We start from the raw sequence: 26,978 nt of genomic DNA on the forward strand, positions 1-26,978 counted from the left end.
GGCGCCGTCAGCCCAGGTCGGGGGCGTGCATGGCCCGCACGCCCTCGATATTGCCGTCCAGGTAGTGCCGCAGCGACAGCGGTACGACCTCGACGGAGGCGATGCCGACGCGGGTGAAGGGCACCCGCACGATCTCGTAGTCCCCGCAGGGCTCGTCGACCTCGGGGCCGTGCCGGCGGGAGAGATCCATGGAGTCGAGCCGGCAGACGAAGAAGTGCTGCACCTTCACGCCGTCCACGCCGCCGTCGCTGAAGTGCTCGACGGTGTCGACGAAGACCGGCACCACGTCCTTGATCTTCGCGCCCAGTTCCTCGTCCAGCTCCCGGTGGAGGGCCTCGACCACCGTGGCGTCCTCGGGCTCGACCCCGCCGCCCGGGGTGATCCAGTACGGCGCCCGGCCCGGCTTGGTGCGTTTGATCAGAACGAGGTCCGCGCCGTCGAGCAGAATCGCGCGGGCGGTGCGTTTGACGACTGGCCGTACGTTCATAGGGGACAGATGCCGCAGTCGGGGCCCGGTGAAACCCAGGCCTCTCGTTCACCAGGCGACGGCGGCCCGCAGCAGCCATTCCTGCGCCCGCGCGATATGCGGCAGCCCGAGCGTCCCGGTCCGTGCGACCAGGAAATAGGTCCGCAGCGGAGGCACCGGCGGGTCGAGCAGGGCGATGCCCTCACCGCGGTCGAGCGCATCGGCGCACGGAGAGCGGGGTAGCAGGGCGACCCCCGCCCCGGCCGCCACACCGGACAGCACCACCCGGAGATCGGCGGCGATCATGGTGGCGGAGGCGGCGGGCTTGGCGTCGAAGGCCGCGGACCAGTAGCGGGCGATCAGCGGCAGGTTCTCGTGGACCTCGACGAGCGGTAGGGGATCCAGCGCCCGCGCGCCCGCCCTTGAGTACCGCAGGTCCGCCCAGCTGGTCCGCCCAGAGCGGTGCGGCGATCAGTACGTGCTCCTCGTCGCACAGCGGGGTCAGCGCGCGGAGCGCCCGCTCGGCGAGGAACTCCGGGGGCCTGGCGAGATGCAGGGTGCGGGTGACGGAGTCCCGGTCCAGGCCGGCTTCGGTGATCTCGGTGAGCGCGTCGAGATGCGGCGCGTACCTCCCGCGCCCCTCGGAAGCCTGGTCGCAGGCCAACCACAACCTGTCGATAGGGTGGTGTCGCCAGGGTGATGGGGCACTGACGCACAGTCAACTAGCCTTGTTCGAGCGGTCGTTTCACGTGAAACCGTTGGTTTCACGTGAAACGCTTGGGCTCTAACCCACGTGGCCCGCAGGCCGGCAGGGTGACGAGCGGGGATACCCCGCCAGTCTTCCCATGTCCTTTCCCGCGCGCTGGACCGCAGGTTCACGCCTATTGTTCGAGTCGTCCCCGTAAGCGGTGTGCCTTTGCGCAGCTCGTGGCGGTGTGAGCGGGTCAGCTCTGCGCGGCCGCGTCCAGTGCGCGGGTGACATCCGCGAGTAGGTCCTCCGCCTCCTCGACGCCGACGGAGAAGCGGATGAAGCCTTCCGGCACCGCGTCACCGCCCCAACGCGCCCGGCGCTCTGCGCTGGACCGCACGCCGCCGAAGCTCGTCGCGTCGTCGACCAGGGTCAGGGCCGCCAGGAACCGTTCCGCGTAGGCCTTGTCGGGCAGCACGAAGCTCACCACGGAGCCGAAGCGGCCCGGGCGCATCTGCCGGACGGCGAGCGGGTGGGACGGGTCGGACGGCAGCCCGGGGTGCCGGAGGCCGGTGACCTCGGGGCGGCCGGCCAGCGCTGCGGCCAGCGCCAGCGCGTTCTGTGACTGCTGGCGGACGCGCAGCGCCAGAGTGGCGAGCGAGCGATGCGCGAGCCAGCTCTCCATCGGGCCGGGGATCGCGCCCACGGTCTTGCGCCACAGCCGCACGGCATCGGCCAACGCGGCATCGCGGGTGCTGACGTACCCCAGCAGCACATCGCCATGACCGGTCAGCGCCTTGGTGCCGCTGGCCACGGAGAAGTCCGCGCCGAGATCCAGCGGTCGCTGGCCGAGCGGGGTGGCCAGGGTGTTGTCGACGGCGACCAGCACGCCGTGACGGTGGGCCTCATCGGACAGCCGCCGGATGTCGCATACATCGAGGCCGGGGTTGGAGGGTGTCTCGATCCACAGCAGCCCGGCGCCGTCCAAGGCGTCGAGCTGAGCATCGAGAGCCGTCGGCGCCGTACGGACCTCGATGCCGTAGCTCTCCAGCCGCGTCCGGACAGCCGGCAGCAACTGGTAGCCGTCGCTGGGGAACACCACGGCGTCACCGGTGCGCAGGTGGGAGAAGAGAACGGCGGCGATCGCCGCCATCCCGGAGGCGAATGCCACGGTATAGGCGGGTTCCTCCGGTGATTCGAGCTCTCCGATGGCCTGTTCCAGTCGGGTCCAGGTCGGGTTGGCATCACGCCCGTACGTATACGGGCCGACGGCGTCGCCGGGGAGGTGGTAGTGCGCCGCGAACACCGGCCCGGGGAGAGCCGGCTCGTACGCCTCGGGCTCCGGGAGCCCGGCCCGTACGACGCGGGTGCCGTCGCCTGTCATGTGTGCTCCTTGTTCCGCGGCCGGTTCGGCCCCCGGAGGCCGGGCGAGCTGTCGTGCTCGGGCGGGCGGGCCGCGACCACACCGCGGTCCGCGAGCGCGTCCCGGACCGCCGCCAGCAGGCCCTCGCTCGCGGACTCGATCATCTCCAGGCACTCCTCGAAGCCGTCGAATCCGCCGTAGTACGGATCGGGGACGTCCAGGTCATCCGTGAAGCCGGAGCCGGACCGGGAGCCGGGGAGCCGACCCGGGCCGGCGGCCGCCGCCGCGCCCTTCTCGTACGAGCGCAGCAGGCGGACCTTGGCGGCGTCCTGCTCGGTGGGGGCCAGGCCGCGCAGCTCGCGCAGATGGCCGGAGTCGAGCGCGATGACCAGGTCGAGGTGGTCGAACCACGAGGCGTGGAACTGCCGGGCGGTGTGGGCATACGGGTAGCCGCCCGTGCGCAGTACGGCGACCGTGCGCGGGTCGGCTCCGTCGCCCTCGTGCCAGCTGCCGGTGCCCGCGCTGTCGACCTCGACCAGGCCGTCGAGTCCGTCCTCCGCGAGGTGGGCGCGGACCACGGACTCCGCCATCGGCGACCGGCAGATATTGCCGGTGCAGACGAAGCAGATGCGGAAGGGGGCGTTCAAAGGTCAGTCCTCGTCGGGAAGTACCACGTGCATCGCCCAGGCCACGATGGAAATGATCACGCCGCCGAGCAGTGCCGTCCAGAAGCCGCCCACATGGAAGGCGAGGTCGGCCTTGCCGGCGAGCCAGGACGTGAGCAACAGCATGAGGGCATTCACGACCAGCGTGATCAAGCCGAGGGTGAGGATGAACAAGGGGAAGGAGAGCAACTTCACCACGGGCTTGACGATGAAATTGACCAGCCCGAAGATCAGCGCGACCAGGATCAGGGTGAGTATTTTGCGGCCGGTGTTCTCACCGGTGAGCGTGATGTCCTTGAGCAGCCAGATGGCCACGGCAAGCGCCGCGGCGTTGGCGATCGTCTTGACCAGAAAATGCTTCATGGTGAGATCGTCGCAGACGAGTCTGAACTATCGAGGGGTGCGAACGGCATGAAGGCTTTCCGACTGGATGAGCTGGAGGCGGAGCGGGCCGCGAACGACGGTGCATATCTGCAGTTTGTCCGGGAACGCACCATGTCGGTCGGCCTGTACGCACTGGACGCGGGTGGCACCGATCCGCAGCAGCCGCACGCCCAGGACGAGGTGTATCTCGTGGTCAGCGGCCGTGCGGCGATCACCGTCGGCACGGAGACGGAGTCGGTGGCCCGCGGCAGTGTGGTCTTCGTCCCGGCCGGGGTGCCACACAAGTTCCACCACATCAGCGAGGACCTCCGGGTGATGGTGGTCTTCTCTCCTCCTGAGAGCTAAGGGACGGGCCCCGGGTCCCCGTAGGGGACGGGTCAGGGGAGGGTGGGGGCTGCGCGGCCCCCACGGCGGCGGCCGGCGTCCTAGCATCATGGGAGAAGGAATCGGACGGGTGTGGCGGCGGACACGCGGCACACGGAACGTGCCCTTCGGCGCGACAGACGGCGCAGCAGGCAGACAACGCAACGGACAGATAGCGCGGTGCACACAGCGACAGCGCGACAGACGGAAAGCGGGGCAGAGCAGTGGCTGGTAAGGGGATATTCGCAGGGCTTCCTTGGTGGGTCACCTGGGTCGTGGTGCCCGTCATCCTGATCGTCGTCTTCGGCGGTCTGATCACTGCCGCGCTCGGGTTTCTGATCGGCCTGCTGTTCAAGGTCCTCATAGCGGCGGCGCTGATCGCCGGGGCCATCTACCTGGTGCGCAGGTTCACCGGCTCGTCCTCGTCCTCGTCGAAGAGCGACTGGTAGGCGAACGGACCGAGGCGGCCCGGCATTGCCGGCCGCCCCGACTCCCGCTCTGAGGAACGGCCCGCGCACCGCACCCGGCCCCACCCGGCCGGCCCCGGACGCCCGCGCGGGCCGTTCCTCAGCTCACCAGGGCGGTGCTCGTGGGTGTGGCGTCGTCGGGGGCCCTGGCGTACGTCTGGCGTCAGAGGCGGGTGACGGGCCCGGCGCCGCGTGGTGGTCGCGTGGTGGCACGCAGCGGGCCGGGCGTCGGGGTACGAGCACTCCGCGGGCCTCGAGGGCCCGGCGGCGCGGTGCCCATGCGGCTGACGCGTCGCGGCTGATGCCCCGCCGGAGCCCCCGGGAGAGGCACGGCCGGGCATCGGTATGAGCCCACGCCGGTCGTCGGTATCGCCCGGTAACGGCCCGGGCCCACAACTCGCCACCACCGGCATACGGGCCGAAGACAGCTGACGGGACCGGCACCCGGCACCCGGCCGCCGGAAGGAACTAGCCCACGTACACCGGCTCGGGGCCACAGCCAAAGACGCCGCCTCACGGGTACCGGGCTAAGAGCAACGGCCCACGGGCACCAGCTGATCGTCAGTGGGGCACACGTACCGAGCCAATGGGATCGCCCCACGGCCACCACCATCCGGCGCCAACCCGCCAACCCGCCCAACCAACAAGGGCGCACGGATACCGGCCCACGAGCCCCCACGGACCACCTCCAGGACACCACCTCCCGGGCACCACTTCTCGGACCACCTCCCGGGCCACCTCCCTGGCGTCGTCTCACCCCCACCACGCTCGCCCCCCAACAACTCACCCCCGCCCCACCCGCCAACTCCACCCCACCGTCCCCGAAACCGGCCGATCGGTCGCGTCTCAAATCGCCCAAGGGTGGTGCAATCGATTTCGATGTCGAATCAATCCCGCCCGCTCGCGTCCACACGGGGACCAGGCCGGGTGACTCCCCGAATTTCCGCTTACGGCCTGGATCGGCCGAGTTAGAGTGCGGCTCGCAGGCGTCTTCCGGATGGTGGCATTCCGGGACATTCCGAGTGAAGCGAGACCGGTCCGACCGGCACGCGGGGGCCCGGGAGACGCGCGCGGTGGCGGGCGTGTGTCCCGCGACCGGGCCCCCGTGCCCCACCGCGAGCGGATCTGGGGGTAGGCGTTGTCACTCGTGAATGGCGAATCCGTCTCTCATCCCACCTTGATCGGATCGGTGCAGCGGGCGCTCCGGCTGCTGGAGGCGGTGGGCGCCCATCCCGGCGGCGCGCCCGCCAAGCAGCTCGCCAGGGAGGCCGGTCTGCCGCTGCCGACGACCTACCACCTGCTGCGGACCCTGACGTACGAGGGCTATCTGCACCGCGAGCACGGTGTGTTCGTGCTCGGTGCGGCTGCCGAGGCCATCGGCCGGGCCGGGGCGGGGTGCCGGCAGCGGGCGCGGATCTCCGACGCCCTGGCGGTGGCCGGCCGCGAATTGGGCGCCGCCGTCTACTTCGCTGTCTACCGTGAGGGTGAAGTTGAAGTGGTCGCGGTGACCGACGACCCGGAGCGGCCGCCCGTAGAGGAGTGGGTCGATTTCCGCACCACCGCCCACGCCCATGCGATTGGACAGTGCCTGCTCGCGCAGCTTGACGAGGCATCAAGGAAGGAGCATCTCGCGCGCTATCCCGTCCAGTCGATAACACCCTTTTCCGTGCGAACTGAGGACGATTTGCTGCATCGTTTGGATACAGTGCGTCGCGGTCAAGTGGCTTATGAGCGGCAGGAATATGCCCTTGGCACGGTGTGCGCAGCCATCCCCATTCAGGTCGGGGCGGCTTCCGCGGCGCTGGCGATTTCTCTGCCCGCGGACGAACTGCATCGATTGCGGTCCGTTACGGACCGACTACGAAAAATGGCGGAGGCAACACTAACGACACTCGCCTTCTCTATCAGTATCTGAAAACTCACTCCTTGTGATCTGCTGGCACCTGGCAGACGATGGCGCCAATAGGGCTACGGGGGATGTTTCCCGGCCATCTCCGATCAAGTGCGGGGCAGTGGTTGATGACCGACACAGTTCAGGCAGAAGTGATCATGAGCTTCGTCGTCTCGGATGAGCTTGCGTTCCGGATCCCGGTGGAGCTGGACTTCGCCAGCGCCGATCCCTACGCCGTCCGCCTCACCTTCGACCTGCCCGGCGATGCACCTGTGACCTGGGCGTTCGGCCGGGAGTTGCTGCTGGACGGGCTGAGCCGGCCGTCCGGTGAGGGCGATGTGCGCATCGAGCCGGCCTCCCCCGAGCACCTCAGCGATGTCTTCATCAGCCTTCAAGTCGGTTCGGAGCGTGCGCTGTTCCGGGTGAGCGCGGCGCCGCTGGTGGCCTTCCTGGACCGCACGGACCGCCTCGTGCCGCTCGGCAAGGAAGAGGTCTGCGACACCCTGGAGGCCGTGCTGGACCGGATCCTCACCGAGGCGCCGGCGGGCTGACGCCGTCCCCGCGTGCCCACCCGTAAGTCCCGTCCCGCACCGACCGTCCACGCCGACGCCAGCGGGTACGCAGGTGATCCCGCGTACCCGCCTGCTCACCGCACGCCGCCGCGCCCCGCACCATCCCCGTCGGGCGTCCCCACCCGTCACCCGTCACCCGTCCCTCGCGCCCTTCGCCCCCGGCCGTGTCCGAACGCGCCCCGCGCCCGCCGTCCCTCGCGCCCCGCCGCACCCCGCACAACGCCCCCACCCCTCACCGCTTGCGGCGCCTTCCGTGCCCCCCGTGCCGTCGCTGCCGCCCGACCGTGGCGGCCATCGGCCCACCGGCGCCGTCCGGCCCCGCGAGGCCCGCACCAGCTCCCGTACCGGCTTCCGCCCCGCCTCCCGCTCCCGGCCCGCCGGTCCCCGGGGGACCGCCTCGCTCCTTCCGGTCCGCCGAGACCACCAGCGCCGCCAGCAGCGTCGTCAGCGGTACCGCCGCGACCAGCCCGATGCTGCCCACCAGCGTGCGGACGACCTCCTCCGCGACCACTTCGCTCGTGGCGACCGTGCCGACGCTGCTCTGTGCGATCGAGAACAGCAAAAGCAACGGCAGCGCCGCGCCCGCGTAGGCCAGCACCAGCGTGTTGACGACGGACGCGATGTGGTCCCGGCCGATCCGCATCGCCGCGCCGTACAGCTTGCGCCAGCCGGCCGACGGGTCCGCCTCCTTGAGCTCCCAGACCGCGGCGGTCTGCGTGACCGTCACATCGTCGAGCACGCCGAGCGACCCGATGATGATTCCCGCGAGCAGCAGACCGCGGATCTCGATGTCCGGGTAGAGGCCGTGCACCAGCCCGGTGGTGTCGTCCGTATTGCCGGTCAGCAGCGCCCAGTTGATGAACACCGACCCGAGCAGCCCGATCAGCAGCAGGGACGCCAGGGTGCCGAGCACGGCCACCGACGTGCGCGCCGTCAGCCCGTGGCACAGATACAGCGCGATCAGCATGATCGCGCTGCCCCCGACCACCGCCACCACCAGCGGATCGGAGCCCTGGAGGATCGCCGGGAGGATGAACAGCGTCAGGACCACGAAGCTGGCCGCGAGGGCCACCAGCGCGAGGATGCCGCGCAGCCGGCCGACGAGCACCACCGCGAGGGCGAAGACCGCCGCCAGCACCCACATCGGAAGCGAGCGGTCCACATCACTGACCGAGTACTGCAACTCCTTCGGCGCCTTGGGGGAGTAGGCCACCACCACGTCCTGGCCGGCGGTGTAGTGGCGCAGGGCGTCCGGCGTCACCACCGTCCGGAAGGTGCGCCCGGCGTTCTCCCCCGTGGTGACCTCGATCGTCGCCTGCTGGCAGGGCTTGCCCCTGGCCGACGCTCCCCCGGCCGGCGGCTGACCGCCCGGTGACGGCGGCTGGGGCTGCTGCTCGGCGTGGACGTCCGCGCAGTTCACCTCCGCCACCTTGGTCACTCTGGCCCGCTCGGTGGGCTGGTCGAAGCCGACGCCGGACGGCTTGTGGGGTGGTGCGCCGCCGGGCCAGAGCACGAGCAGCCCCACGGCCACCGCGGCCGCGAAGGGGATCAGCACCGCCGCGATGACCTTGCGCAGGTGCCGTGAGACGGGTGCTGCGGGGCCGTGGCCATGGCTGTGGGCGTGCGGGGCGGAGTGGTGGTGGGACTCGACAGGAGGCACGGCCCGATCATTGCAAGAGTCCGGGCCCCCTGTTCACCACGGCGGAACGGCCGCTACCGTGGAGCCACCTTTGCAATCGCGGGAGCTCGGAGCACCGGGCTGAGAGGGCGCTGACCTCCGCGGGACCGCCGGCACGTAACCGGCGCCGGACCCACGGAAGCCGCTGCGTCGACCGCCGAACCTGTTACCGGGTAATGCCGGCGTAGGGAGTTGGGTCTGATGACTCTGCAGGATGCACGCACGCCCGAAAACGGTGCCGGCGACGGCAACGAGCCGCTGATCGGCTGGCACAAGGGCTATGTTTCCGGATCGCGTCCGGACCTTCGGGTTCCGGTGCGGCGGGTGCACCTCACCAACGGCAAGGACGTGACGCTCTACGACACGTCAGGGCCGTACACCGATCCCCATATCGAAACCGACGTCCGCCGCGGCCTGGCACCGCTGCGGGAAAACTGGATCATCGGCCGGGGCGACACCGAGGAGTACGCGGGCCGCCCCCTGCGGCCGGAGGACGACGGCCTCAAGCACACCTCGCCGCGCGGCGGCCTCAAGAACCTCGACGCGGTCTTCCCCGGCCGCCCCCGCCAGCCGCGCCGCGGCCGCGACGGCGCCGCGGTCACCCAGCTCGCCTACGCGCGGCGCGGCGAGATCACCGCGGAGATGGAGTACGTCGCCGTCCGCGAGAACGTCGCCCCCGAGTTCGTGCGCGACGAGATCGCGGCCGGGCGCGCGGTGCTGCCGGCGAACATCAACCACCCGGAGATCGAGCCGATGATCATCGGCAAGAACTTCCTGGTCAAGGTGAACGCCAACATCGGCAACTCGGCGGTGACTTCCTCCATCGAGGAGGAGGTGGAGAAGATGACCTGGGCGACCCGCTGGGGCGCCGACACGGTCATGGACCTGTCCACCGGCCGCAACATCCACACCACCCGCGAGTGGGTGCTGCGCAACTCCCCCGTCCCCATCGGCACCGTCCCCCTCTACCAGGCGCTGGAGAAGGTCGACGGCAAGGCCGAGGAGCTGACCTGGGAGATCTACAAGGACACCGTCATCGAGCAGGCCGAACAGGGCGTCGACTACATGACGGTGCACGCCGGTGTGCTCCTCCGGTACGTCCCGCTCACGGCCCGCCGCAAGACCGGCATCGTCTCCCGTGGCGGCTCGATCATGGCGGCCTGGTGCCTGGCGCACCACGAGGAGTCGTTCCTCTACACGCACTTCGAGGAGCTCTGCGAGATCCTCGCCTCCTACGACGTCACCTACTCGCTCGGTGACGGCCTGCGCCCCGGCTCCATCGCGGACGCCAACGACGAGGCGCAGTTCGCGGAGCTGCGGACGCTCGGCGAGCTGAACACCGTCGCCAAGCGGCACGGCGTGCAGACCATGATCGAGGGCCCGGGACACGTCCCGATGCACAAGATCAAGGAGAACATCGACCTCCAGCAGGAGATCTGCGAAGAGGCCCCGTTCTACACGCTCGGCCCGCTGACCACCGATATCGCGCCCGCCTACGACCACATCACCTCCGGCATCGGCGCCGCGATGATCGCCTGGTGGGGCACCGCGATGCTCTGTTACGTCACGCCCAAGGAGCACCTGGGCCTGCCGGACCGTGACGACGTCAAGACCGGCGTGATCACGTACAAGATCGCGGCGCATGCGGCGGACCTCGCCAAGGGCCACCCGGGCGCCCAGGATTGGGACGACGCGCTCTCCGACGCCCGCTTCGAGTTCCGCTGGGAGGACCAGTTCAACCTGGCCCTCGACCCGGACACCGCCCGCGCCTTCCACGACGCGACGCTGCCCGCGGAGCCGGCGAAGACGGCCCACTTCTGCTCCATGTGCGGGCCGAAGTTCTGCTCGATGAAGATCAGCCGCAGCATCACCGAGCAGTTCGGCGGGGAGCCGGACGCGACGCCCGAGGAGGTCGAGGCGGGGATGCTGGAGAAGTCCAAGGAGTTCGCCGCCGCGGGGAACCGGGTGTACCTGCCGCTGGCCGACTGACCGGGGCCCGTCCTTCGCGCTGTCCCGGTGGGAGCCGCCGTGCTCCCGCCGGGACAGCGCTCCGTTCTCGTGCGGCGCAGCCCGTCCAGCTCACTCCGGCGGGTGGTCCGGTCCGCCGTGATCCGGGCTGGTGAAGTCCGGGCTGGAGTAGCGCGGACGGGAGCCGGCGGAAGGGCTGTCGGGGCTGGAGAACTCCGGGCGGGAGTAGCCGAGGGTCGGGATGCGGCTCTCGGGTGCGGCGGTGCGGCGCGGGAGGGAGCGGGCGGGGGCGTCGTCCGGCCGGGCCGCGCGGTCGGCGAGGGCCTCACGGAGAAACGGCAGCAGGCCGCGCTCCAGGAGGGCGCCGCGCCAGGCCTCGTGGGCCAGGTGCAGTTCTTCGCTCAGGTCCTCGGCTCTGGCGGCCTGGGCGGACGGACCGTTGCGCAGCGCCGTCAGGAGCAGACCGCCCATCGCGACGAGGGTGCCCACCGCGGTCAGCGCCGCGAAGATCCAGCCGACGCTGATCAGCGGCCGGGCCAGGGACTTGTCGGGGCTGATGGCGCTCAGCACATAGCCGATGAGGAGGAAGAGGACGGCGGCGATGCCGGCGAGGACGGGGGCGAGCACGGCGATCATGGCGGTCAGTCCGGCGCCGGTGGCCTCCGCCTCGTCGAGAGTGGCCGGTTCTGCACCCTCGTCGGCGCCCCCGGCCGGCTCCTCGCCGACCGCAGTGGACGGGGACGGTGCGCGTGCCGGCGCGCGCACCTCGGCGCGCAGGTGCACATAGCGCTGGTATTCGGCCGTGGCGCAGGCGGCGATGGCGGTGGTGGCGCTGAGCGCCATCGCGCGCAACTGCTCGGTGCCGAGCTGCTGTCCCGCGCCACCGGTGAGGTCGTCCGGGCGGTATTCGGCGGTGCGCAGCGCCTCATCGAGGATCCGCGCGAATTCCGCGCGGTCCTCGTTCAGCAGGTGCGGAGCGCTGTTCATATGGATCCCCCGATGCTCCGTAGGGCCGTACGGCCGGCGTGGGCCGGGTGGTGGGCAGAAACGGAGGAGAGCCTGCTACGGATAGTCCGATGGTAGAGCTACTCCGGCACGGCGTGACAGAGAGTTTGCGGAATTTGAGTAACGCCGCGACCGGTTCACGCCGGTAGAGGGCACCCGGTCCCCTGCCCTCCGGACAGCTGTCCGGTTGAACCGCTGACGCTCAGCCGGCCAAAGGAAGTTGAACGACCAGTAGCTTCCCGGCCATCGTGATACCGCCGTCCATGGCGATGGCCAGACCATCGGCGTAGACATGCGGACCCTCGACCGCGACGCTCTCGCTCTCGCCGTCCTCCGCCCCGACTTCGCCCAGCAGATACGGGATCGGGCTGTGGCCGTGGACGACGCGGTCGCCGCCGTAGGCGTCGAGGAGTTCGCGCACGGCATCGGAGCCGGACTCGTCGCGGAAGGCGAAGCGCTTGGTGAACTTCCGGAACAGGTCCCAGACTTCGTCCGCCTCGCTGCGCGTCAGCACCTCGTGCACGGTGTCGTTGACGGCCTCGATGGAGTCGCCGTAGTCGAGGTAGGCGGTGGTGTCGGAGTGCACGAGCAGATGCCCGTCCTCCTCCATCACGGCGTCCAGCCGGGCCATCCACTGGAGGTGGTGGTCCTCCAGGCGGTCCATGTCGGTCTTCTGGCCGCCGTTGAGGAGCCAGGCGGCCTGGAAGGAGGCGGTGCCGGCACCGGACTGCACGGGGGTGTCGCCGAACCGCTTGGCGCCCAGCAGCAGCAGTTCGTGATTGCCCATCAGGGCCTTGCAGTAGCCGCCGGCGGCCGCGGCTTCGGCGGAGAGCTGCATCACGAGGTCGATGACGCCGATGCCGTCCGGGCCGCGGTCGGTGAAGTCGCCGAGGAACCAGAGCCGGGCGTTGCCGGCCGCCCAGCTGCCGTCGGCGTCGATCAGGCCCTCGGCGGCCAGCGCCTCGCGCAGCTCGTCGTAGTAGCCGTGCACATCGCCGACGACGTACAACGGGCCCATGCCGTCGGGCGCGTCGGGGTCCGGAGCCGGTTCCGGGACGGGGACGACGGACGGCCGGTCGATCAGGGTGTCCGTCCGGCCGGGCTCGATGACCGGCAGGTCACGCGCGGTCGGCGTGTACTCCTCGGGGAGGTCGGCCGGCGGCGCGGCGGGCGGCACCACGGGGGGTGCGGCGGGCGGTGCGGCCGGGGCGCCTGCGGGCAGCGGGACCGGTGGGCCGGCAGGCGGCACGGGGGACCCGGCGGTCATGCCGGAGGGCACTCCGGGCGGCGGTACCGACGCCGGAGCTTCTCCCGCCATGGTCCACACCATGGGTCCCTGACCGGCCCCCTGAGTCATCGACCCCTCCACCATCGCGCCGCCGTGCACCTCTCGGACCTTTGCCTGGTCGACGGCGGTCCGCGGTGTCGTGCGCCCATCATAGGAATGCCGGTAGCGGGTTGTGACGCACCCGGGGGTGGTCAATCCTCCGGAGCCCGGCATTCGCGGCTGATTTCTCCCGGGATCACCCGGTTTTTTCCCTGTTGAAGTGAGCGTGCGGTCCTCCGTATGTGCGAGCAAGATCAATCGCCGGTGGGTCCCCGGGGTGGACTGACGGTCGTTCGGGGCGAGCGCCGCTGGGACGAGGCCCGGATGATCAGGTCGGTCGGTATGACCTGTTCGATCGGCCGGCCGGTGTCGAGCCCCTCGATGGCGTCGATGAGGATCTGGACGACGGCGGTGCCGATGCGGCGCGGCTTGAGGGACAGCGTGGTGACGGGCGGCTCGGTGGCCGCGTAGAGGGTGGACTCGCTGCAGCACACCAGCAGCAGGTCCTCCGGGACCCGCAGCCCGTAGCGGCGGGCGGCGGCGAGCAGGTCCGTGCCGTTGGGGTCGAAGAGCCCGTAGACCGCGTCCGGGCGGTCCGGGCGGGCCAGCAGCCGGTCGGCGGCCACCGCGCCCGCGCACGGGTCGTGCGCCGGGTAGGACTCGTACACCGGGTCCTGGCCGACCCGCTCGCACCAGTGCAGATAGGCGGTGGTCGACAGTCGTGTGTAGGTGTCGGTGGTGTTGCCGGTGAGCAGGCCGATGCGGCGGGCGCCGGCGTCGGCGAGATGGTCGAGCAGGCCGAGGACGGCCGCCTCGTGATCGTTGTCGACCCAGCCGGTGACCGGCAGCGCGCCGCCGGGCCGGCCGTCGGAGACGACGGGGATGCCGTGCCGGACCAGCTCGGTGACGACGGGGTCGCCGTCGGCGGGGTCGATGACGACGGTGCCGTCCAGGGCGACGTTGGACCACACGTCGTGGCGGGAGGTCGCGGGGAGGATGACCAGCGCATAGCCGCGGGCCAGGGCGGCGGAGGTGGCGGCTCTCGCCATCTCCGCGAAGTAGGCGAATTCGGTGAAGGTGAAAGGTTCATCCCCGTACGTGGTCACGGTCAGGCCGAGGAGGCCCGACTTGCCGGTACGGAGGGTGCGGGCGGCTGCGGACGGGCGGTAGCCCAGCCGGTCGGCCACCTCGCGGACATGGCTACGGGTGGCATCCGGAAGCCGGCCCTTGCCGTTGAGCGCGTCGGAGACGGTCGTGATCGACACACCGGCTGCGGCGGCCACGTCCCGGATGCCCGCCCGCCCCAGCCGGCGACCGGTCGACCGGCTCACCTGGTGCTTCCCTGCTGCTGTCATGGCGAGCCGATAGTAGGGCTCGTGAGCGCCCTTCACGCGGCTTGGGTGACGGCTTCGGAAAGACACGTTTCTGCATGGCGAAGGCCCACCAAGTCACCTTGATTCGCAGGTAGTTGGGTGGGGAAGGGATGATTCCGGGGGAGATTCGGCAGCTTCACCTGCCCGTCGGTTCAGGTCGCGAAGTGGCCTCAAGTCACCTTGACGGGGGATGCGCGCCACGGCGCGAGCCACCGGCGCGCACCGGATCGGGCAGCGCCCTTCGACGGGGTCGCGCGGGCCGGCCGGGCGGGGCCGTCGGGGTGCCCGAGGCGGTCCGGGGCTGCCACCGAACGGGTTAATCCTCATAAGGTGTGCAGTATTGGAGACGAGCGGGACGGTTGAGGAGGACCTGCGGTGAGCGAGAAGACCCCGAAGCTGCGTACGGCGCTGGACGGCATCCCCACGTATAAGCCGGGCCGGCCGGCGGCTGCCGGTGGAGCGGTCACCTACAAGCTGTCCTCCAACGAGAACCCCTATCCGCCGCTGCCCGGCGTCCTGGAGAGCGCGGTGAGTGCCGCCGGGGCCTTCAACCGCTACCCGGACATGGCCTGCACGGGTCTGATGGCGGAGCTGTCCGAGCGGTTCTCGGTGCCGGTGGAGCACCTGGCGACCGGCACCGGTTCGGTGGGCGTGGCCCAGCAGCTGGTCCAGTCGACGGCCGGGCCCGGTGATGAAGTGATCTACGCCTGGCGGTCGTTCGAGGCGTACCCGATCGTCACCCAGGTCTCCGGCGCCACCCCGGTGCAGGTCCCGCTGGACTCCGACGAGGTGCACGACCTGGAGGCCATGCTCGCGGCGATCACCGAGCGGACCCGGCTGATCTTCGTCTGCAACCCCAACAACCCCACCGGCACCGTGGTGCGCCGCGCGGAGCTGGAGTCCTTCCTGGACCGGGTGCCGAGCGATGTGCTGGTGGTGCTGGACGAGGCCTACTGCGAATTCGTGCGCGACCCCGAGGTGCCGGACGGCCTCGACCTCTACCGGGACCGCCCCAATGTGTGTGTGCTGCGCACCTTCTCCAAGGCGTACGGCCTGGCGGGGCTGCGGGTCGGCTTCGCGGTGGCGCACGAGCCGGTGGCCGCCGCGCTGCGCAAGACGGCGGTGCCGTTCGGTGTGAGCCAGCTCGCGCAGGAGGCGGCGGTGGCCTCGCTGCGCAGCGAGGCGGCCCTGCTGGAGCGGGTCGACGCGCTGGTGGCCGAGCGGACGCGGGTGGTCGAGGGGCTCCTCGGGCAGGGCTGGACGGTCGCCGAGACGCAGGCCAATTTCGTCTGGCTGCGGCTGGGCGAGCGCACCGCCGACTTCGCGGCGGCCTGTGAGCGGGCCGGCGTGGTGGTCCGGCCGTTCCCCGGCGAGGGCGTGCGGGTGACGATCGGGGAGAGCCCGGCGATGGATCTGTTCCTGGAGGCCGCGGAGGGCTTCCGCAAGGCGTTGTAGGCCGTCGTACGAGCGCCGCCGAGGCCGTGGGTCCCGTGACCCGCGGCCTCGGCGTTTTTGCGCCCGCGCCATGGATTCGAGCGTGACCGCGGTCACGCACCCCCCAGAGGAATGGCTGAAAGGCGGTGGGGGATAATCATTTGTGAATGTGAACGCGTTCACAAGCGCGCCCCGGTATGTGCCGCTTTATGTGGCGCAAAAGGGGCACTGGCGCAGTGCAACGGTGACGTAAGGAGGAAGCGACGTGGAGCTGGCGTTGGCGCCAGAGACACTGGCGCGATGGCAATTCGGCATCACGACCGTCTACCACTTCCTGTTCGTCCCCTTGACGATCTCCCTCGCCGCCCTGGTGGCCGGACTCGAGACCGCATGGGTGCGCACGGCGAAGGAGAAGTACCTCAAAGCCACCAAGTTCTGGGGCAAGCTGTTTCTGATCAACATCGCGATGGGCGTCGTCACCGGCATCGTCCAGGAGTTCCAGTTCGGAATGAACTGGTCCGACTACTCGCGGTTCGTCGGTGACGTCTTCGGTGCCCCGCTGGCCCTCGAGGCGCTGATCGCCTTCTTCTTCGAGTCCACCTTCATCGGACTGTGGATCTTCGGCTGGGACAAGCTGCCCAAGAAGATCCACTGCTTCTGCATGTGGATGGTCTCGATCGGCACGATCCTGTCGGCGTACTTCATCCTGGCGGCGAACTCCTGGATGCAGCACCCGGTCGGCTACAAGTACAACGCCGCCACCGGACGTGCCGAGCTGACCGACTTCTGGAAGGTGCTGACCCAGGACACCACCCTGGTCGTGGCCTTCCACACGCTGACCGCGGCCTTCTTGACGGGCGCCGCCTTCATGGTCGGCATCGCCGCCTTCCACCTGATGCGCAAGAAGCACGTCAAGGTCATGCGCACCTCGCTGCGGCTCGGGCTGGTCACCCTCGTGATCGCCGGCGTGCTGACCGCGATCAGCGGTGACTCGCTCGGCAAGGTCATGTTCCAGCAGCAGCCGATGAAGATGGCCGCCGCCGAGGCGCTGTGGGACAAGGAGGAGCCGGCGCCGTTCTCGGTCTTCGCGTACGGCGATGTCGAAAAGGGCCACAACGACGTGGCCATCGAGATCCCCGGCCTGCTCTCCTTCCTGGCGCACAGCGACTTCTCCTCGCCGGTGCCCGGCATCAACGACGTCAACAAGTCCGAGCAGCAGAAGTTCGGGCCCGGTGACTACCGGCCCAACATCCCGGTCGCCTACTGGGGCTTCCGCTGGATGATCGGCTTCGGGATGTCGTCGTTCGCCATCGGGCTCGCCGGCCTCTGGCTCACCCGGAAGAAGTTCTGGCTCTCGCCGGGGCTGCGGACGGGGGACGAGGAGCCACCCCGGCTCGCGCTCACCAAGAACAAGGAACTCGGCGCCCGGCTGAGCAAGGCGTACTGGTCGCTCGCCTTCGTCACCCTCGGCTTCCCGCTGATCGCCAACTCGTGGGGCTGGATCTTCACCGAGATGGGCCGCCAGCCCTGGGCCGTCTACGGCGTGCTGCGCACCTCCGACGCGGTGTCCCCCGGCGTCTCGCAGGGCGAGGTGCTCACCTCGATGATCGTCTTCACCACGCTGTACGCGGTCCTCGCCGTGGTCGAGGTCAAGCTGCTGGTGAAGTACATCAAGGCCGGCCCGCAGGAGCTCTCCGACTCCGACCTCAACCCGCCCACCAGGATCGGCGGCGACAGCACGGACGCCGACCGGCCGATGGCCTTCTCGTACTAGGAGGCGACCGTGCAACTCCACGACGTCTGGTTCGTCCTCATCGCCTTCCTCTGGGTCGGGTACTTCTTCCTCGAAGGGTTCGACTTCGGGATCGGCGTCCTCACCAAGCTCCTCGCCCGCGACCGGCGCGAGCGGCGCGTACTGATCAACACCATCGGGCCGGTCTGGGACGGCAACGAGGTCTGGCTGCTCAGTGCGGCCGGGGGCACCTTCGCGGCGTTCCCCGACTGGTACGCCACCCTGTTCTCCGGGTTCTACCTGCCGGTGCTGTTGATCCTCGTCTGTCTGATCCTGCGCGGTGTCGCCTTCGAGTACCGCGTCAAGCGGCCCGAGGAGCGCTGGCAGCGCAACTGGGAGCACACGATCTTCTGGACCTCGCTGCTGCCCGCGGTGCTGTGGGGCGTCATCTTCGGCAACATCGTGCACGGCGTGAAGATCAATGCCCACAAGGAGTACGTGGGCGGCCTGCTCGACCTCTTCCACCCCTACGCGCTCCTCGGCGGGCTGGTCACGCTGACGCTGTTCACCTTCCACGGTGCGGTGTTCGCCTCGCTCAAGACCGTCGGTGACATCCGGGAGCGGGCGCGCCGCACGGCGACCGCCGTCGGGCTGATCGCCGTGGTGCTGGTGACCGGGTTCCTGGGTTGGACGCAGGCCGACAAGGGCGACGGCGCGAGCCTGGTCGTCCTGGTGGTCGCGGTGGCCGCGCTGGTCGCGGCGCTGGTCGCCACCCGGCTGGGGCGTGAGGGCTGGGCCTTCGTGTTCTCCGGCGTCACGATCGTGGCCGCCGTCGCGATGCTGTTCCTGACGCTGTTCCCGAACGTCATGCCCTCCACGCTGAACGAGAGCTGGAGCCTGACGGTCGGCAACGCCTCGTCCAGCCCGTACACCCTGAAGATCATGACCTGGGGCGCCGGGTTCGCCGCGCCCCTCGTGATGCTCTACCAGGGGTGGACGTACTGGGTCTTCCGCAAGCGCATCGGCACCCAGCACCTCGCCGCCGATGCCCACTAGCCGGCCGGCCGCCCCTCGGGGCGGCTCCGGCAGGAGGGAATGTTTCACGTGAAACCCGTCGACCCGCGCCTGCTCCGTTACGCCCGCGCCACCCGTGGCTTCCTCGTCGCGGTGGTGGTGCTCGGGCTCGCCGGAGCGGGCCTGGTCGTCGGCCAGGCGATGCTGATCGCCGAGATCGTGGTGGGCGCCTTCCAGCACGGCCTCGGCCCCGGCGGCCTGACCACACCGCTGGTCCTGCTCGCCGCCGTCTCCGTCGGCCGCGGGCTGGTCTCCTGGCTCACCGAGCTGGCTGCCCACCGCGCCGGTGCGGCGGTCAAGTCCGAGCTGCGGATGCGGCTGATCGAGCGGGCGGCGAAGCTCGGTCCCGACCGGCGCCCGGCCACGTCCGAGGGAGCGCCGGACGAGGCGGCGTGGCGCACCGGCGCCCTCACCACCCTCGCCACCCGCGGCATCGACGCCCTGGACGACTACTTCGCGCGCTATCTGCCGCAGCTGGGGCTGGCGGTCGTCGTCCCGGTCGCGGTGCTCGCCCGGATCGTCACCGGCGACTGGGTCTCGGCCGTCACCATCGTGCTCACCCTGCCGCTGATCCCGCTGTTCATGGTTCTGATCGGCTGGGCCACCCAGTCGCGGATGGACCGTCAGTGGCGGCTGCTCGCCCGGCTGTCGGGCCACTTCCTGGACGTCGTGGAGGGGCTGCCCACCCTCAAGGTCTTCGGGCGGGCCAAGGCCCAGGCCGCCGCCATCCGGGAGATCACCGGCACCTACCGCCGGGCCACGCTGCGCACCCTGCGGATCGCCTTCCTCTCCTCCTTCGCCCTGGAACTCCTCGCCACGATCTCCGTCGCGCTGGTCGCGGTCGGCATCGGGATGCGCCTGGTGAAGGGCGAACTCGACCTCTACACCGGCCTGATGGTGCTGGTGCTGGCCCCCGAGGCCTATCTGCCGCTGCGGCAGGTCGGCGCGCAGTACCACGCCGCGGCCGAGGGGCTGGCGGCCGCGGAGGAGATCTTCGCGGTACTGGAGACACCGCTGCCCGTACCCGGCACCGCGCCCGCGCCCGAGGGCACCGCACTGGCCGTCGAGAACCTGGTCGTCCGCCACCCCGGGCGCACCGCCGACTCGCTCCCCGCCACCTCGTTCGAGGTCCGGCCCGGGGAGACCGTCGCGCTGGTGGGGCCCTCCGGCGCCGGCAAGTCCACGCTGCTGAGCGTGCTGCTGGGCTTCACCGCACCGGCCGCGGGACGGGCCCTCGTCGACGGGCGGGACATCGCGTCCCTGGACCCCGAGAGCTGGCGGCAGCGGATCGCCTGGGTGCCGCAGCAGCCGCACCTGTTCGCCGGCAGCATCGCCGAGAACGTACGGCTGGCGCGGCCGGACGCGGACGAGGCGGCGGTGCGCGCGGCCCTGGCCGACGCGGGTGCGCTGGACTTCGTCGACGCCCTTCCGGACGGGACGGCCGGCAGGCTCGGCGAGTCCGGTGCCGGGCTCTCCGCCGGGCAGCGCCAGCGCCTCGCACTCGCCCGCGCCTTCCTCGCCGACCGCCCGATCCTGCTGCTGGACGAGCCCACCGCGAATCTGGACGGCGCCACTGAGGAGGCGGTCGTGGCCGCGGTCCGCCGGCTCGCGGCCGGCCGTACGGTCCTGCTCGTCGTCCACCGGCCGGCGCTGCTGTCGGTGGCGGACCGGGTGGTGCGCCTCCCGGACCCGGCGGGGACCGAGCCGGCCGGCGCGGGGGAGCCGCGGCCGCACACCGGTGCCGGAGCGCGCCCGGAGGCCGCGGCGGTGCCCGCTCCGCGGGAGGCGGACGACACCGGCGTCCCGGAGCGGGAGACGGCGGGGCCCGCCCGCGGCGGCCCGCTCGCCCGGCTGCGCGGGACGGCCCGCGCCCGCCGGGCCCGGCTGGGTCTGGCGCTGCTGCTGGGGAGCCTCGCGCTGGGCTGCGCGGTGGGCCTGATGGCGACGTCCGGCTGGCTGATCTCGCGTGCGGCGCAGCAGCCGCCGGTGCTGTATCTGCTGGTGGCGGTGACCGCGACCCGGGCGTTCGGCATCGGGCGGGCGGTCTTCCGGTACGCCGAGCGGCTGGTCGCGCATGACGTGGTGTTCCGGATGCTCGCCGATGTGCGCGTGGCCGTCTTCCAGCGGCTGGAGCGGTTGGCGCCGGCCGGGCTCGCGGGGCGCCGGCGCGGCGATCTGCTGTCGCGGCTGGTGGCCGACGTCGACGCGGTACAGGACTACTTCCTGCGCTGGCTTTTGCCGGTCGGCGCGGCGGTGCTGGTCGGTGCGGGCGCGATCGGCTTCACCGGCTGGCTGCTGCCGCAGGCCGGGGCGATCCTCGCCGCCGGGCTGCTGCTCGCGGGCATCGGGGTGCCGCTGCTCTCGGACGCGCTGGCCCGGCGGGCGGAGCGTCAGCTGGCGCCGGCCCGCGGACGGCTCGCCACCCGGGTCGTCGAGGTGCTCACCGGCACCGCCGAGCTGACGGTGGCCGGCGCGCTCCCGGCCCGTACGGCGGCGGTGCGGCGCGCGGACCGGGACCTGACCGCGCTCGCCGCCAGCTCGGCCGCCGTGGCCGGGACCGGTGCCGGGCTGTCGGCGCTGCTGTGCGGGCTGACCACGGCCGCGGCGGCGGTCGCCGGGGTCCAGGCCGTGCACGCCGGCCGGCTGGAGGGGGTGGCGCTGGCGGTCGTCGTGCTCACCCCGCTCGCCGCGTTCGAGGCGGTCACGGGGCTGCCGCTCGCGGTGCAGTACCGCCGGCGCACCCGGCACGCCGCCGAGCGGGTCTTCGAGGTGCTGGACGCCCCGGAGCCGGTGCGCGAGCCGGCCGTCCCGGCCGACGCTCCCGCGACGCCGTTCCCGCTGGTGGTGCGGGGGCTGACCGCGCGCTACCCGGGGCAGGACCGGCCGGCGCTGGACGGGGTCGGCTTCACCCTGCGGGCCGGGCACCGGCTCGCCGTCGTCGGCACGTCCGGTTCCGGCAAGACCACACTGGCGCAGGTGCTGCTGCGCTTCCTGGACCAGGAGTCGGGGACGTACACACTGGCCGGCACCGCGGCCCGGGAACTCGACGGTGACGCGGTCCGGCGGCTGGTGGGGCTGTGCGCGCAGGACGCGCACCTCTTCGACAGCTCGCTGCGGGAGAACCTCCGGCTCGCCCGCCGGGACCGCTCGGTGCCGGACGGCGCCGACCAGGACCTGTGGGACGCGCTCGGCCGGGCGCGGCTCGCGGACTGGGTGCGCGGGCTGCCCGACGGCCTGGACACCATGGTCGGTGAGCACGGCGCCCGGCTGTCCGGCGGCCAGCGGCAGCGACTGGCGCTGGCCCGTGCGCTGCTCGCGGACTTCCCGGTGCTCGTCCTGGACGAGCCCGCCGAGCACCTCGACCTGGCCACCGCCGACGCGCTGACCGCCGATCTGCTGGCCGCGACCGAGGGCCGTACGACGGTTCTGATCACCCACCGGCTCACCGGTCTCGACGCCGTCGACGAGGTGCTGGTGCTGGACGGCGGGCGGATCGTGCAGAGCGGGAGCCCGGCCGCGCTGGCCGCGGCCGACGGCCCGTACCGCCGCATGTGGGAGCGTGAGCGGGCCGTGGAGGCGGCCTACGGCGCGGCCCAGCCGGTGGCGTAGGGGCGTGGTCCGCGGCGTTCCTCCCATACGCGGACTTTCCTCGGAAAAGAGCCGTTATTAGGCTCATGACATGGCAGCCACTGCGGAACCACCACCCCCGGGCCCGGAGGACCCCGGAAGCGGTGGCGCGGGCACGGCCCCCGACCCCATGGACGTCGCCACCGAGGCCACGCGCAGCTTGCAGGGCCTGTCACCCGAGCTGACCGCCCGGGTACCCCAGCTGCTGGAGGCGATGCGGACGGTCGGTGCCGGGCTCGACCTGCACGTCACCCTCGACCGGATCGTGGAGACCGCCGCCGAGATCGCCGACGCCCGCTACGCCGCGATCGGGATCATCGACGAGACCGGCGCCGGGCTCTCGGACTTCGTGACGTACGGCGTGACCACCCGGCAGCACGAGCAGATCGGCGCGCTGCCCGACGGCCACAAGGGCCTGCTCGGCGCGCTCATCCACGACCCCAAGCCGCTGCGCCTGGGCGACCTCACCGAGGACGCCCGCTCGGCCGGGTTCCCGCCCGGGCACCCGCCGATGCGGACGTTCCTGGGGGTGCCGATCCGGGTGCAGGGCGAGATCTTCGGCAACCTGTATCTGACGGAGAAGCGCGGCGGCGCGGAGTTCAGCGAGGAAGACCTGCACATGGTGCGGGTGCTGGCCACCGAGGCGGGTATCGCGATCGGCAACACCCGGCTGCATTCGGCGACCCGGCAGCGGGAGCGGTGGATCGACGGTTCCGTGGCCGTGACCACCGAACTCCTGGCCGGCAGCGATGTCGACGACGCGCTCGCGGTGGTCGCCGAGCAGGCCCGGAAGCTGGCGGACTCGGCGGCCGGCATCGTGCTGCTGCCCGATGACGAGGGCGGGCTGGAGATCGTCGCGGTGTCGGCGGACGACCCCACCGGGATCATGGGCACGCAGATCCCTCGCGACAGCCCGGTGGTCGAGCAACTCCTGCGCGGGGAACCGGTGTTCGTGGAGGACTCGGCCAGTGATTCGCGCATGGTCACGGACATCGCGCAGCGCTTCGGCCCCAGCATGATGCTGCCGCTCAAGAGCGGCGGCCGGGTGCTCGGCACCCTCACGACCCCGCGCAGCCGCGGCGCCCGCCCGTTCACCGACGCCGAGCGGACGCTGGCCACCCAGTTCGCGGCGCAGGCCGCGCTGGCGCTGGTGCTGGCCGACGCCCAGCGCGACCGGGAACGGCTGGCGGTCTACGAGGACCGCGACCGGATCGCCCGTGACCTGCACGATCTCGTCATCCAGCGGCTGTTCGCGACGGGCATGATCCTGGAGAGCGCCCAGCGCCGGACGATCGTGCCGGAGGTGGCGCAGGGCGTCGGCAAGGCCGTCGACGAGCTGGACGTGACCATCCAGGAGATCCGCACCGCGATCTTCGCCCTCCAGCAGGGCCCGGCCGAGGCGCCGTCCGGGCTGCGCACCCGGGTGCTGCGGGAGGTCGGCACCGCCGCCGTACCGCTGGGCTTCCAGCCGTCGGCCGCCTTCGTCGGCGCGGTCGACTCCCGGGTCGGCGAGCTGACCGGCAAGAACCTGATCGCCGCGCTGCGCGAGGCGCTGTCGAACGCCTTCCGGCACGCCCAGGCGTCCCGGATCGAGGTGGTCGTCGACGCCACGATCAGCCTGCCGGACGGCACCGACGGCGTCCGGCTCACGGTCGCCGACGACGGCATCGGCATCCCGGACGGCGGCCGCCGCAGTGGCCTGCGCAACCTCGCCAAGCGCGCGGAGTCGCTGGGCGGCCGCAGCACCTACGGCGCGGGGCTGGGCGAGGCCGGGACGGGGACGACGGTGTGGTGGGAGGCGCCGCTGTGAGGGGGCGCGAGGGGCGCGCTCAGCGCTGCCGGCCGCCCTCCGCCAGGATCCGCTCGATGACGACCGCGACACCGTCGTCGTTGTTGGACGCGGTGTGGCGCGTCGTGGCGGCCAGCACATCCGGGTGGGCGTTGGCCATGGCGTACGCGGTGCCCGCCCAGGTCAGCATCTCTATGTCGTTCGGCATGTCCCCGAAGGCAACGACCTCCTCCGGGGCGATGCCGCGCTCGGCACAGCAGTGGGCGAGGGTGCCCGCCTTGCTCACCCCGGGGCCGCTGATCTCCAGGAGGGCGGTGGGGCTGGACCGGGTGAAGGAGGCGAGCCCGCCCGCGACCGTACGGGCCAGCGTGAGGAAGGCGTCGGGGTCCAGCTCCGGGTGGTGGGCGAGCAGCTTGATCACCGGCTGGTCGGGGAAGGCGGGGCCGTCGGCGTCACCGGCCGGGCCGTCCTGCGGCGGCGCGTCCGGGGCCGGCGGGGTGACGAAGTCCTCGGCGAGCAGCTTCTCGGCCGGGGCGACGACCGCGGCCGGATCCAGCAGCAGCGGCGGGTAGTGCGGCTCGTAGTGGATGCCACCGGTGCGCTCGACCGCGAACGAGGTACCGGGGGCGGCGCCGCGCAGCGCGTCCACGACGGCCAGCGCGGTGGTCCGCTCCAGGGGGCTGACGTCGACGATCCGGCCGCCGCGGTGCAGATCGACGACGGCCGCGCCGTTCGCGCAGATCGCCAGTCCGTGGCCGTGCACATGGTCGCTGACCACGCCCATCCAGCGGGCCGGGCGGCCGGTGACGAAGAACACCTCGATGCCGGCCCGCTCGGCGGCGGCGAGCGCGGCGATGGTCCGGTCGGAGACCGTCTTGTCGTCGTGCAGCAGGGTGCCGTCGAGGTCGGTGGCGATCAGCCGGGGCGCAACGGCCGTAGCGGGGCCCCGGGATGGCGTGGCGGAGGCATCAGTCACGGGGCCATCTTCCCGTACCGCCGCGCACAGGCGGGCGGTGGGTTGCGCGGATGAGCCCCGCGGCGGGCGGGCGGCGGCCGCCGAGGCGGATCGTGCGGCACCTCCGGGCGGCCGTACGCTCGGGGGTATGCGATTGAGCACCGTGATACTCCCCGTCCGCCGCTGGTCCCAAGGCGGGCGGGAGGTGTGGCAGCGCGCCGAGGAACTGGGCTTCCACGCCGCGTACACCTATGACCACCTCTCGTGGCGCAGCTTCCGCGACCAGGCCTGGTTCGGCGCCCTGCCGACGCTGACCGCGGCCGCGGCGGCCACCTCCCGGCTGCGCCTGGGCACCCTCGTCACCTCGCCGAACTTCCGGCACCCGGTCACGCTCGCCAAGGAACTGATCTCCCTCGACGACATCAGCGACGGCCGGATCACCCTGGGCATCGGCGCCGGCGGCAACGGCTTCGACGCCACCGCGCTGGGCCAGGAGCCCTGGGAGCCGCGGGAACGGGCCGACCGCTTCGCCGAGTTCGTCGGGCTGCTGGACCGGATGCTGAGCCAGGACGTCGTCTCCTACCGGGGCGAGCACTACTCGGCGCACGAGGTGCGCAACATTCCCGGCTGTGTGCAGCGGCCCCGGCTGCCGTTCGCGGTGGCGGCCACCGGACCGCGCGGGCTGAAGCTGGCCGCCCGGTACGGCCAGGCCTGGGTGACGACCGGCGATCCCAAGGTCGTCAACGCGGGCGGGACGCCCGACGAGTCCCGCGAGGCGATCCGCGGACAGGTCGAACGTCTGGGGAAGGCCTGCGCCGACCAGGGCCGGGACGCCGCCGAGCTGCAGAAGATCATGCTGACGGGCTTCACCCCGGACCGCCCGCTGGACTCCGTGGACGCCTTCGTCGACTTCGCCGGACGCCATGCGGAGCTGGGCATCGACGAACTGGTCCTCCACTGGCCGATCGCCGATTCGCTCTTCGCGGCCGACCCCGCGGTCTTCGAGCGCATCGTCACGGAGGCGCCGGCGCAGCTGGAAGCGGCCCGGTAGAGGGGTTTCTCCGGGGACGGCCGGCCCTACGGGGCGGGCCGTCCGACGCGCCCGGTGTTCTCCTGGCCCGAGCTTTACTCCGCATATAGCTGCGAAGAGGGAGAATCGGGACAGCGGCGCAGTGTGAGGTACGCGGCGCGCGGCACGAGAACGGCGCGCGAGCGGGTCGGCACACTGCGCGAAATGCGGCGTGTGGAGGAGCCATGGCACAGACCCGATTCGCCCCGGACCGCGGGCTGACCTCACGCATGGTCACGACGATGTTCTTCATCGGACTGCTGTACGTGGTCGTCGTCGGCGTGCTGGTGGTGCTGCTCAAGGGCGCGTGGGTGGTGGTCCTGCTGATCGCGGGCGGGCTGTTCGTCGCGCAGTTCTGGTTCAGCGACCGGATCGCGGCATTCAGCATGGGGGCCCGCGAGGTCACCCCGGAGGAGGCGCCCGCGCTGCACGGCGCCGTCGACCGGCTCTGCGCGCTGGCGGACATGCCCAAGCCCCGGGTCGCGATCGCCGAGTCGGACGTGCCGAACGCGTTCGCCACCGGCCGCAGCCAGAAGAACTCGATGGTCTGCGCCACGACCGGGCTGCTGCGGCGGCTGGAGCCGGAGGAGCTGGAGGGCGTGCTGGCCCATGAGCTCTCGCACGTCGCCCACCGCGATGTCGCGGTGATGACCATCGCCTCGTTCCTCGGCGTGCTGGCCGGGATCATCACCCGCGCCGCCCTGTGGAGCGGCATCGGCCGCAACAACCGTGACCAGAACGCGGCCATCGCCGTGCTCATCGTCACCGGCGTCAGCGTGGTCGTCTACGCGATCAGCTTCCTGCTGACCCGGCTGCTGTCCCGTTACCGCGAGCTGTCCGCCGACCGGGCCGCCGCACTGCTGACCGGCCGCCCCTCCGCGCTGGCCGCCGCGCTCACCAAGGTCACCGGCCAGATCGCGCGGATCCCGACCGAGGATCTGCGCAAGGACCAGGCGTTCAACGCCTTCTTCTTCGCCCCGGCGTTCAACAAGGAGAGCTTCAACCGGCTGCTGTCCTCGCACCCGACGCTGGAACAGCGGCTGGACCAGCTGGGCCGGATCGCGGCGGAGCTGGGACGGCCTTGACGG

At 71.5% G+C, this 26,978-nt stretch carries 21 protein-coding genes and 1 pseudogene; 12 read left to right on the forward strand and 10 right to left on the reverse strand.

Going from position 1 to position 26,978, the window contains the following annotated elements:
• Nucleotides 1-7 precede the first annotated feature (7 nt).
• The 5 genes and pseudogenes from ACQP17_RS18770 to ACQP17_RS18790 all read right to left on the reverse strand — a co-directional run bounded on the left by ACQP17_RS18770 (nucleotide 8) and on the right by ACQP17_RS18790 (nucleotide 3,545).
• Nucleotides 8-487 (reverse strand): NUDIX domain-containing protein, encoded by a 480-nt coding sequence (locus ACQP17_RS18770; protein WP_189096773.1) that lies wholly within the window; start codon nucleotides 485-487, stop codon nucleotides 8-10.
• Nucleotides 488-535: 48 nt separating this feature from the next.
• Nucleotides 536-1,097: pseudogene (locus tag ACQP17_RS18775) on the reverse strand (LysR substrate-binding domain-containing protein); the annotation flags it as partial.
• A 313-nt stretch (nucleotides 1,098-1,410) separates the two neighbouring features.
• The gene (locus ACQP17_RS18780; RefSeq protein ID WP_433857310.1) at nucleotides 1,411-2,538 is read right to left on the reverse strand and encodes a cystathionine gamma-lyase; all 1,128 of its coding nucleotides are present in this window, start codon (nucleotides 2,536-2,538) and stop codon (nucleotides 1,411-1,413) included.
• Nucleotides 2,535-3,164, reverse strand: coding sequence for a low molecular weight protein-tyrosine-phosphatase (locus ACQP17_RS18785; protein ID WP_433857311.1), 630 nt, complete (start codon nucleotides 3,162-3,164; stop codon nucleotides 2,535-2,537). The genes ACQP17_RS18780 and ACQP17_RS18785 overlap by 4 nt, the downstream gene beginning before the upstream one ends.
• Nucleotides 3,165-3,167: 3 nt before the next feature.
• Nucleotides 3,168-3,545, reverse strand: coding sequence for a phage holin family protein (locus ACQP17_RS18790; RefSeq protein WP_189096776.1), 378 nt, complete (start codon nucleotides 3,543-3,545; stop codon nucleotides 3,168-3,170).
• A 48-nt stretch (nucleotides 3,546-3,593) separates the two neighbouring features.
• Here ACQP17_RS18790 and ACQP17_RS18795 point away from each other — a divergent pair, with 48 nt between their 5' ends.
• The 4 genes from ACQP17_RS18795 (at nucleotide 3,594) to ACQP17_RS18810 (ending at nucleotide 6,838) form a co-directional block, all read left to right on the forward strand.
• Nucleotides 3,594-3,911, forward strand: coding sequence for a cupin domain-containing protein (locus ACQP17_RS18795; RefSeq protein ID WP_189096777.1), 318 nt, complete (start codon nucleotides 3,594-3,596; stop codon nucleotides 3,909-3,911).
• A 242-nt stretch (nucleotides 3,912-4,153) separates the two neighbouring features.
• The gene (locus ACQP17_RS18800) at nucleotides 4,154-4,378 is read left to right on the forward strand and encodes a DUF5326 family protein (protein WP_189096778.1); all 225 of its coding nucleotides are present in this window, start codon (nucleotides 4,154-4,156) and stop codon (nucleotides 4,376-4,378) included.
• A 1,165-nt stretch (nucleotides 4,379-5,543) separates the two neighbouring features.
• Nucleotides 5,544-6,311, forward strand: a complete 768-nt coding sequence (locus tag ACQP17_RS18805) for an IclR family transcriptional regulator (RefSeq protein WP_433857312.1) — start codon at nucleotides 5,544-5,546, stop codon at nucleotides 6,309-6,311.
• 104 nt (nucleotides 6,312-6,415) lie between these two features.
• A complete protein-coding gene (locus ACQP17_RS18810; protein ID WP_329148991.1) occupies nucleotides 6,416-6,838 on the forward strand; it encodes an SsgA family sporulation/cell division regulator in 423 nt (140 codons plus the stop codon).
• Nucleotides 6,839-7,091: 253 nt separating this feature from the next.
• Here the strand turns inward: ACQP17_RS18810 and ACQP17_RS18815 are convergent, their stop codons facing one another.
• Nucleotides 7,092-8,519: a YibE/F family protein gene (locus ACQP17_RS18815; RefSeq protein WP_433857313.1), complete on the reverse strand. Its 1,428-nt coding sequence runs from the start codon at nucleotides 8,517-8,519 to the stop codon at nucleotides 7,092-7,094.
• A gap of 219 nt (nucleotides 8,520-8,738) precedes the next feature.
• On the opposite strand from ACQP17_RS18815, the gene thiC reads away from it, so the two are divergent.
• Nucleotides 8,739-10,526 carry a phosphomethylpyrimidine synthase ThiC gene (gene thiC, locus ACQP17_RS18820; RefSeq protein ID WP_433857314.1) on the forward strand — a complete coding sequence of 596 codons (1,788 nt, stop codon included), beginning with the start codon at nucleotides 8,739-8,741 and terminating at the stop codon, nucleotides 10,524-10,526.
• A 90-nt stretch (nucleotides 10,527-10,616) separates the two neighbouring features.
• Here thiC and ACQP17_RS18825 read toward each other — a convergent pair whose 3' ends face one another.
• The 3 genes from ACQP17_RS18825 to ACQP17_RS18835 all read right to left on the reverse strand — a co-directional run bounded on the left by ACQP17_RS18825 (nucleotide 10,617) and on the right by ACQP17_RS18835 (nucleotide 14,192).
• On the reverse strand, nucleotides 10,617-11,492 hold the full coding sequence (locus ACQP17_RS18825; RefSeq protein ID WP_433857315.1) for a hypothetical protein: 876 nt from the start codon (nucleotides 11,490-11,492) through the stop codon (nucleotides 10,617-10,619).
• A gap of 220 nt (nucleotides 11,493-11,712) precedes the next feature.
• Nucleotides 11,713-12,882 (reverse strand): metallophosphoesterase, encoded by a 1,170-nt coding sequence (locus tag ACQP17_RS18830; protein WP_433859940.1) that lies wholly within the window; start codon nucleotides 12,880-12,882, stop codon nucleotides 11,713-11,715.
• 209 nt (nucleotides 12,883-13,091) lie between these two features.
• Nucleotides 13,092-14,192, reverse strand: a complete 1,101-nt coding sequence (locus tag ACQP17_RS18835) for a LacI family DNA-binding transcriptional regulator (protein WP_364873388.1) — start codon at nucleotides 14,190-14,192, stop codon at nucleotides 13,092-13,094.
• 393 nt (nucleotides 14,193-14,585) lie between these two features.
• On the opposite strand from ACQP17_RS18835, the gene hisC reads away from it, so the two are divergent.
• The 5 genes from hisC to ACQP17_RS18860 all read left to right on the forward strand — a co-directional run bounded on the left by hisC (nucleotide 14,586) and on the right by ACQP17_RS18860 (nucleotide 23,887).
• On the forward strand, nucleotides 14,586-15,665 hold the full coding sequence (hisC, locus tag ACQP17_RS18840; RefSeq protein ID WP_433857316.1) for a histidinol-phosphate transaminase: 1,080 nt from the start codon (nucleotides 14,586-14,588) through the stop codon (nucleotides 15,663-15,665).
• Nucleotides 15,666-15,909: 244 nt separating this feature from the next.
• Nucleotides 15,910-17,418: a cytochrome ubiquinol oxidase subunit I gene (locus tag ACQP17_RS18845; protein WP_433857317.1), complete on the forward strand. Its 1,509-nt coding sequence runs from the start codon at nucleotides 15,910-15,912 to the stop codon at nucleotides 17,416-17,418.
• A 9-nt stretch (nucleotides 17,419-17,427) separates the two neighbouring features.
• Nucleotides 17,428-18,432 (forward strand): cytochrome d ubiquinol oxidase subunit II, encoded by a 1,005-nt coding sequence (gene cydB, locus ACQP17_RS18850; protein WP_433857318.1) that lies wholly within the window; start codon nucleotides 17,428-17,430, stop codon nucleotides 18,430-18,432.
• A 39-nt stretch (nucleotides 18,433-18,471) separates the two neighbouring features.
• Complete coding sequence (gene cydD / locus ACQP17_RS18855; RefSeq protein ID WP_433857319.1) at nucleotides 18,472-22,059, forward strand: thiol reductant ABC exporter subunit CydD; 3,588 nt, start codon at nucleotides 18,472-18,474, stop codon at nucleotides 22,057-22,059.
• Between the two features lie 148 nt (nucleotides 22,060-22,207).
• Nucleotides 22,208-23,887 (forward strand): sensor histidine kinase, encoded by a 1,680-nt coding sequence (locus ACQP17_RS18860; RefSeq protein WP_433859941.1) that lies wholly within the window; start codon nucleotides 22,208-22,210, stop codon nucleotides 23,885-23,887.
• Between the two features lie 19 nt (nucleotides 23,888-23,906).
• On the opposite strand, the gene ACQP17_RS18865 is transcribed toward ACQP17_RS18860, so the two are convergent.
• Nucleotides 23,907-24,842, reverse strand: a complete 936-nt coding sequence (locus ACQP17_RS18865; RefSeq protein WP_433857320.1) for an HAD hydrolase family protein — start codon at nucleotides 24,840-24,842, stop codon at nucleotides 23,907-23,909.
• Nucleotides 24,843-24,969: 127 nt separating this feature from the next.
• On the opposite strand from ACQP17_RS18865, the gene ACQP17_RS18870 reads away from it, so the two are divergent.
• Nucleotides 24,970-25,872 carry an LLM class flavin-dependent oxidoreductase gene (locus ACQP17_RS18870; RefSeq protein ID WP_433857321.1) on the forward strand — a complete coding sequence of 301 codons (903 nt, stop codon included), beginning with the start codon at nucleotides 24,970-24,972 and terminating at the stop codon, nucleotides 25,870-25,872.
• Between the two features lie 203 nt (nucleotides 25,873-26,075).
• Nucleotides 26,076-26,975, forward strand: coding sequence for a zinc metalloprotease HtpX (htpX, locus tag ACQP17_RS18875; protein ID WP_364873375.1), 900 nt, complete (start codon nucleotides 26,076-26,078; stop codon nucleotides 26,973-26,975).
• Nucleotides 26,976-26,978: the final 3 nt, after the last annotated feature.

The organism is Streptomyces kronopolitis (assembly GCF_050953795.1).
In the GTDB taxonomy this organism is placed as follows: domain Bacteria; phylum Actinomycetota; class Actinomycetes; order Streptomycetales; family Streptomycetaceae; genus Streptomyces; species Streptomyces kronopolitis_A.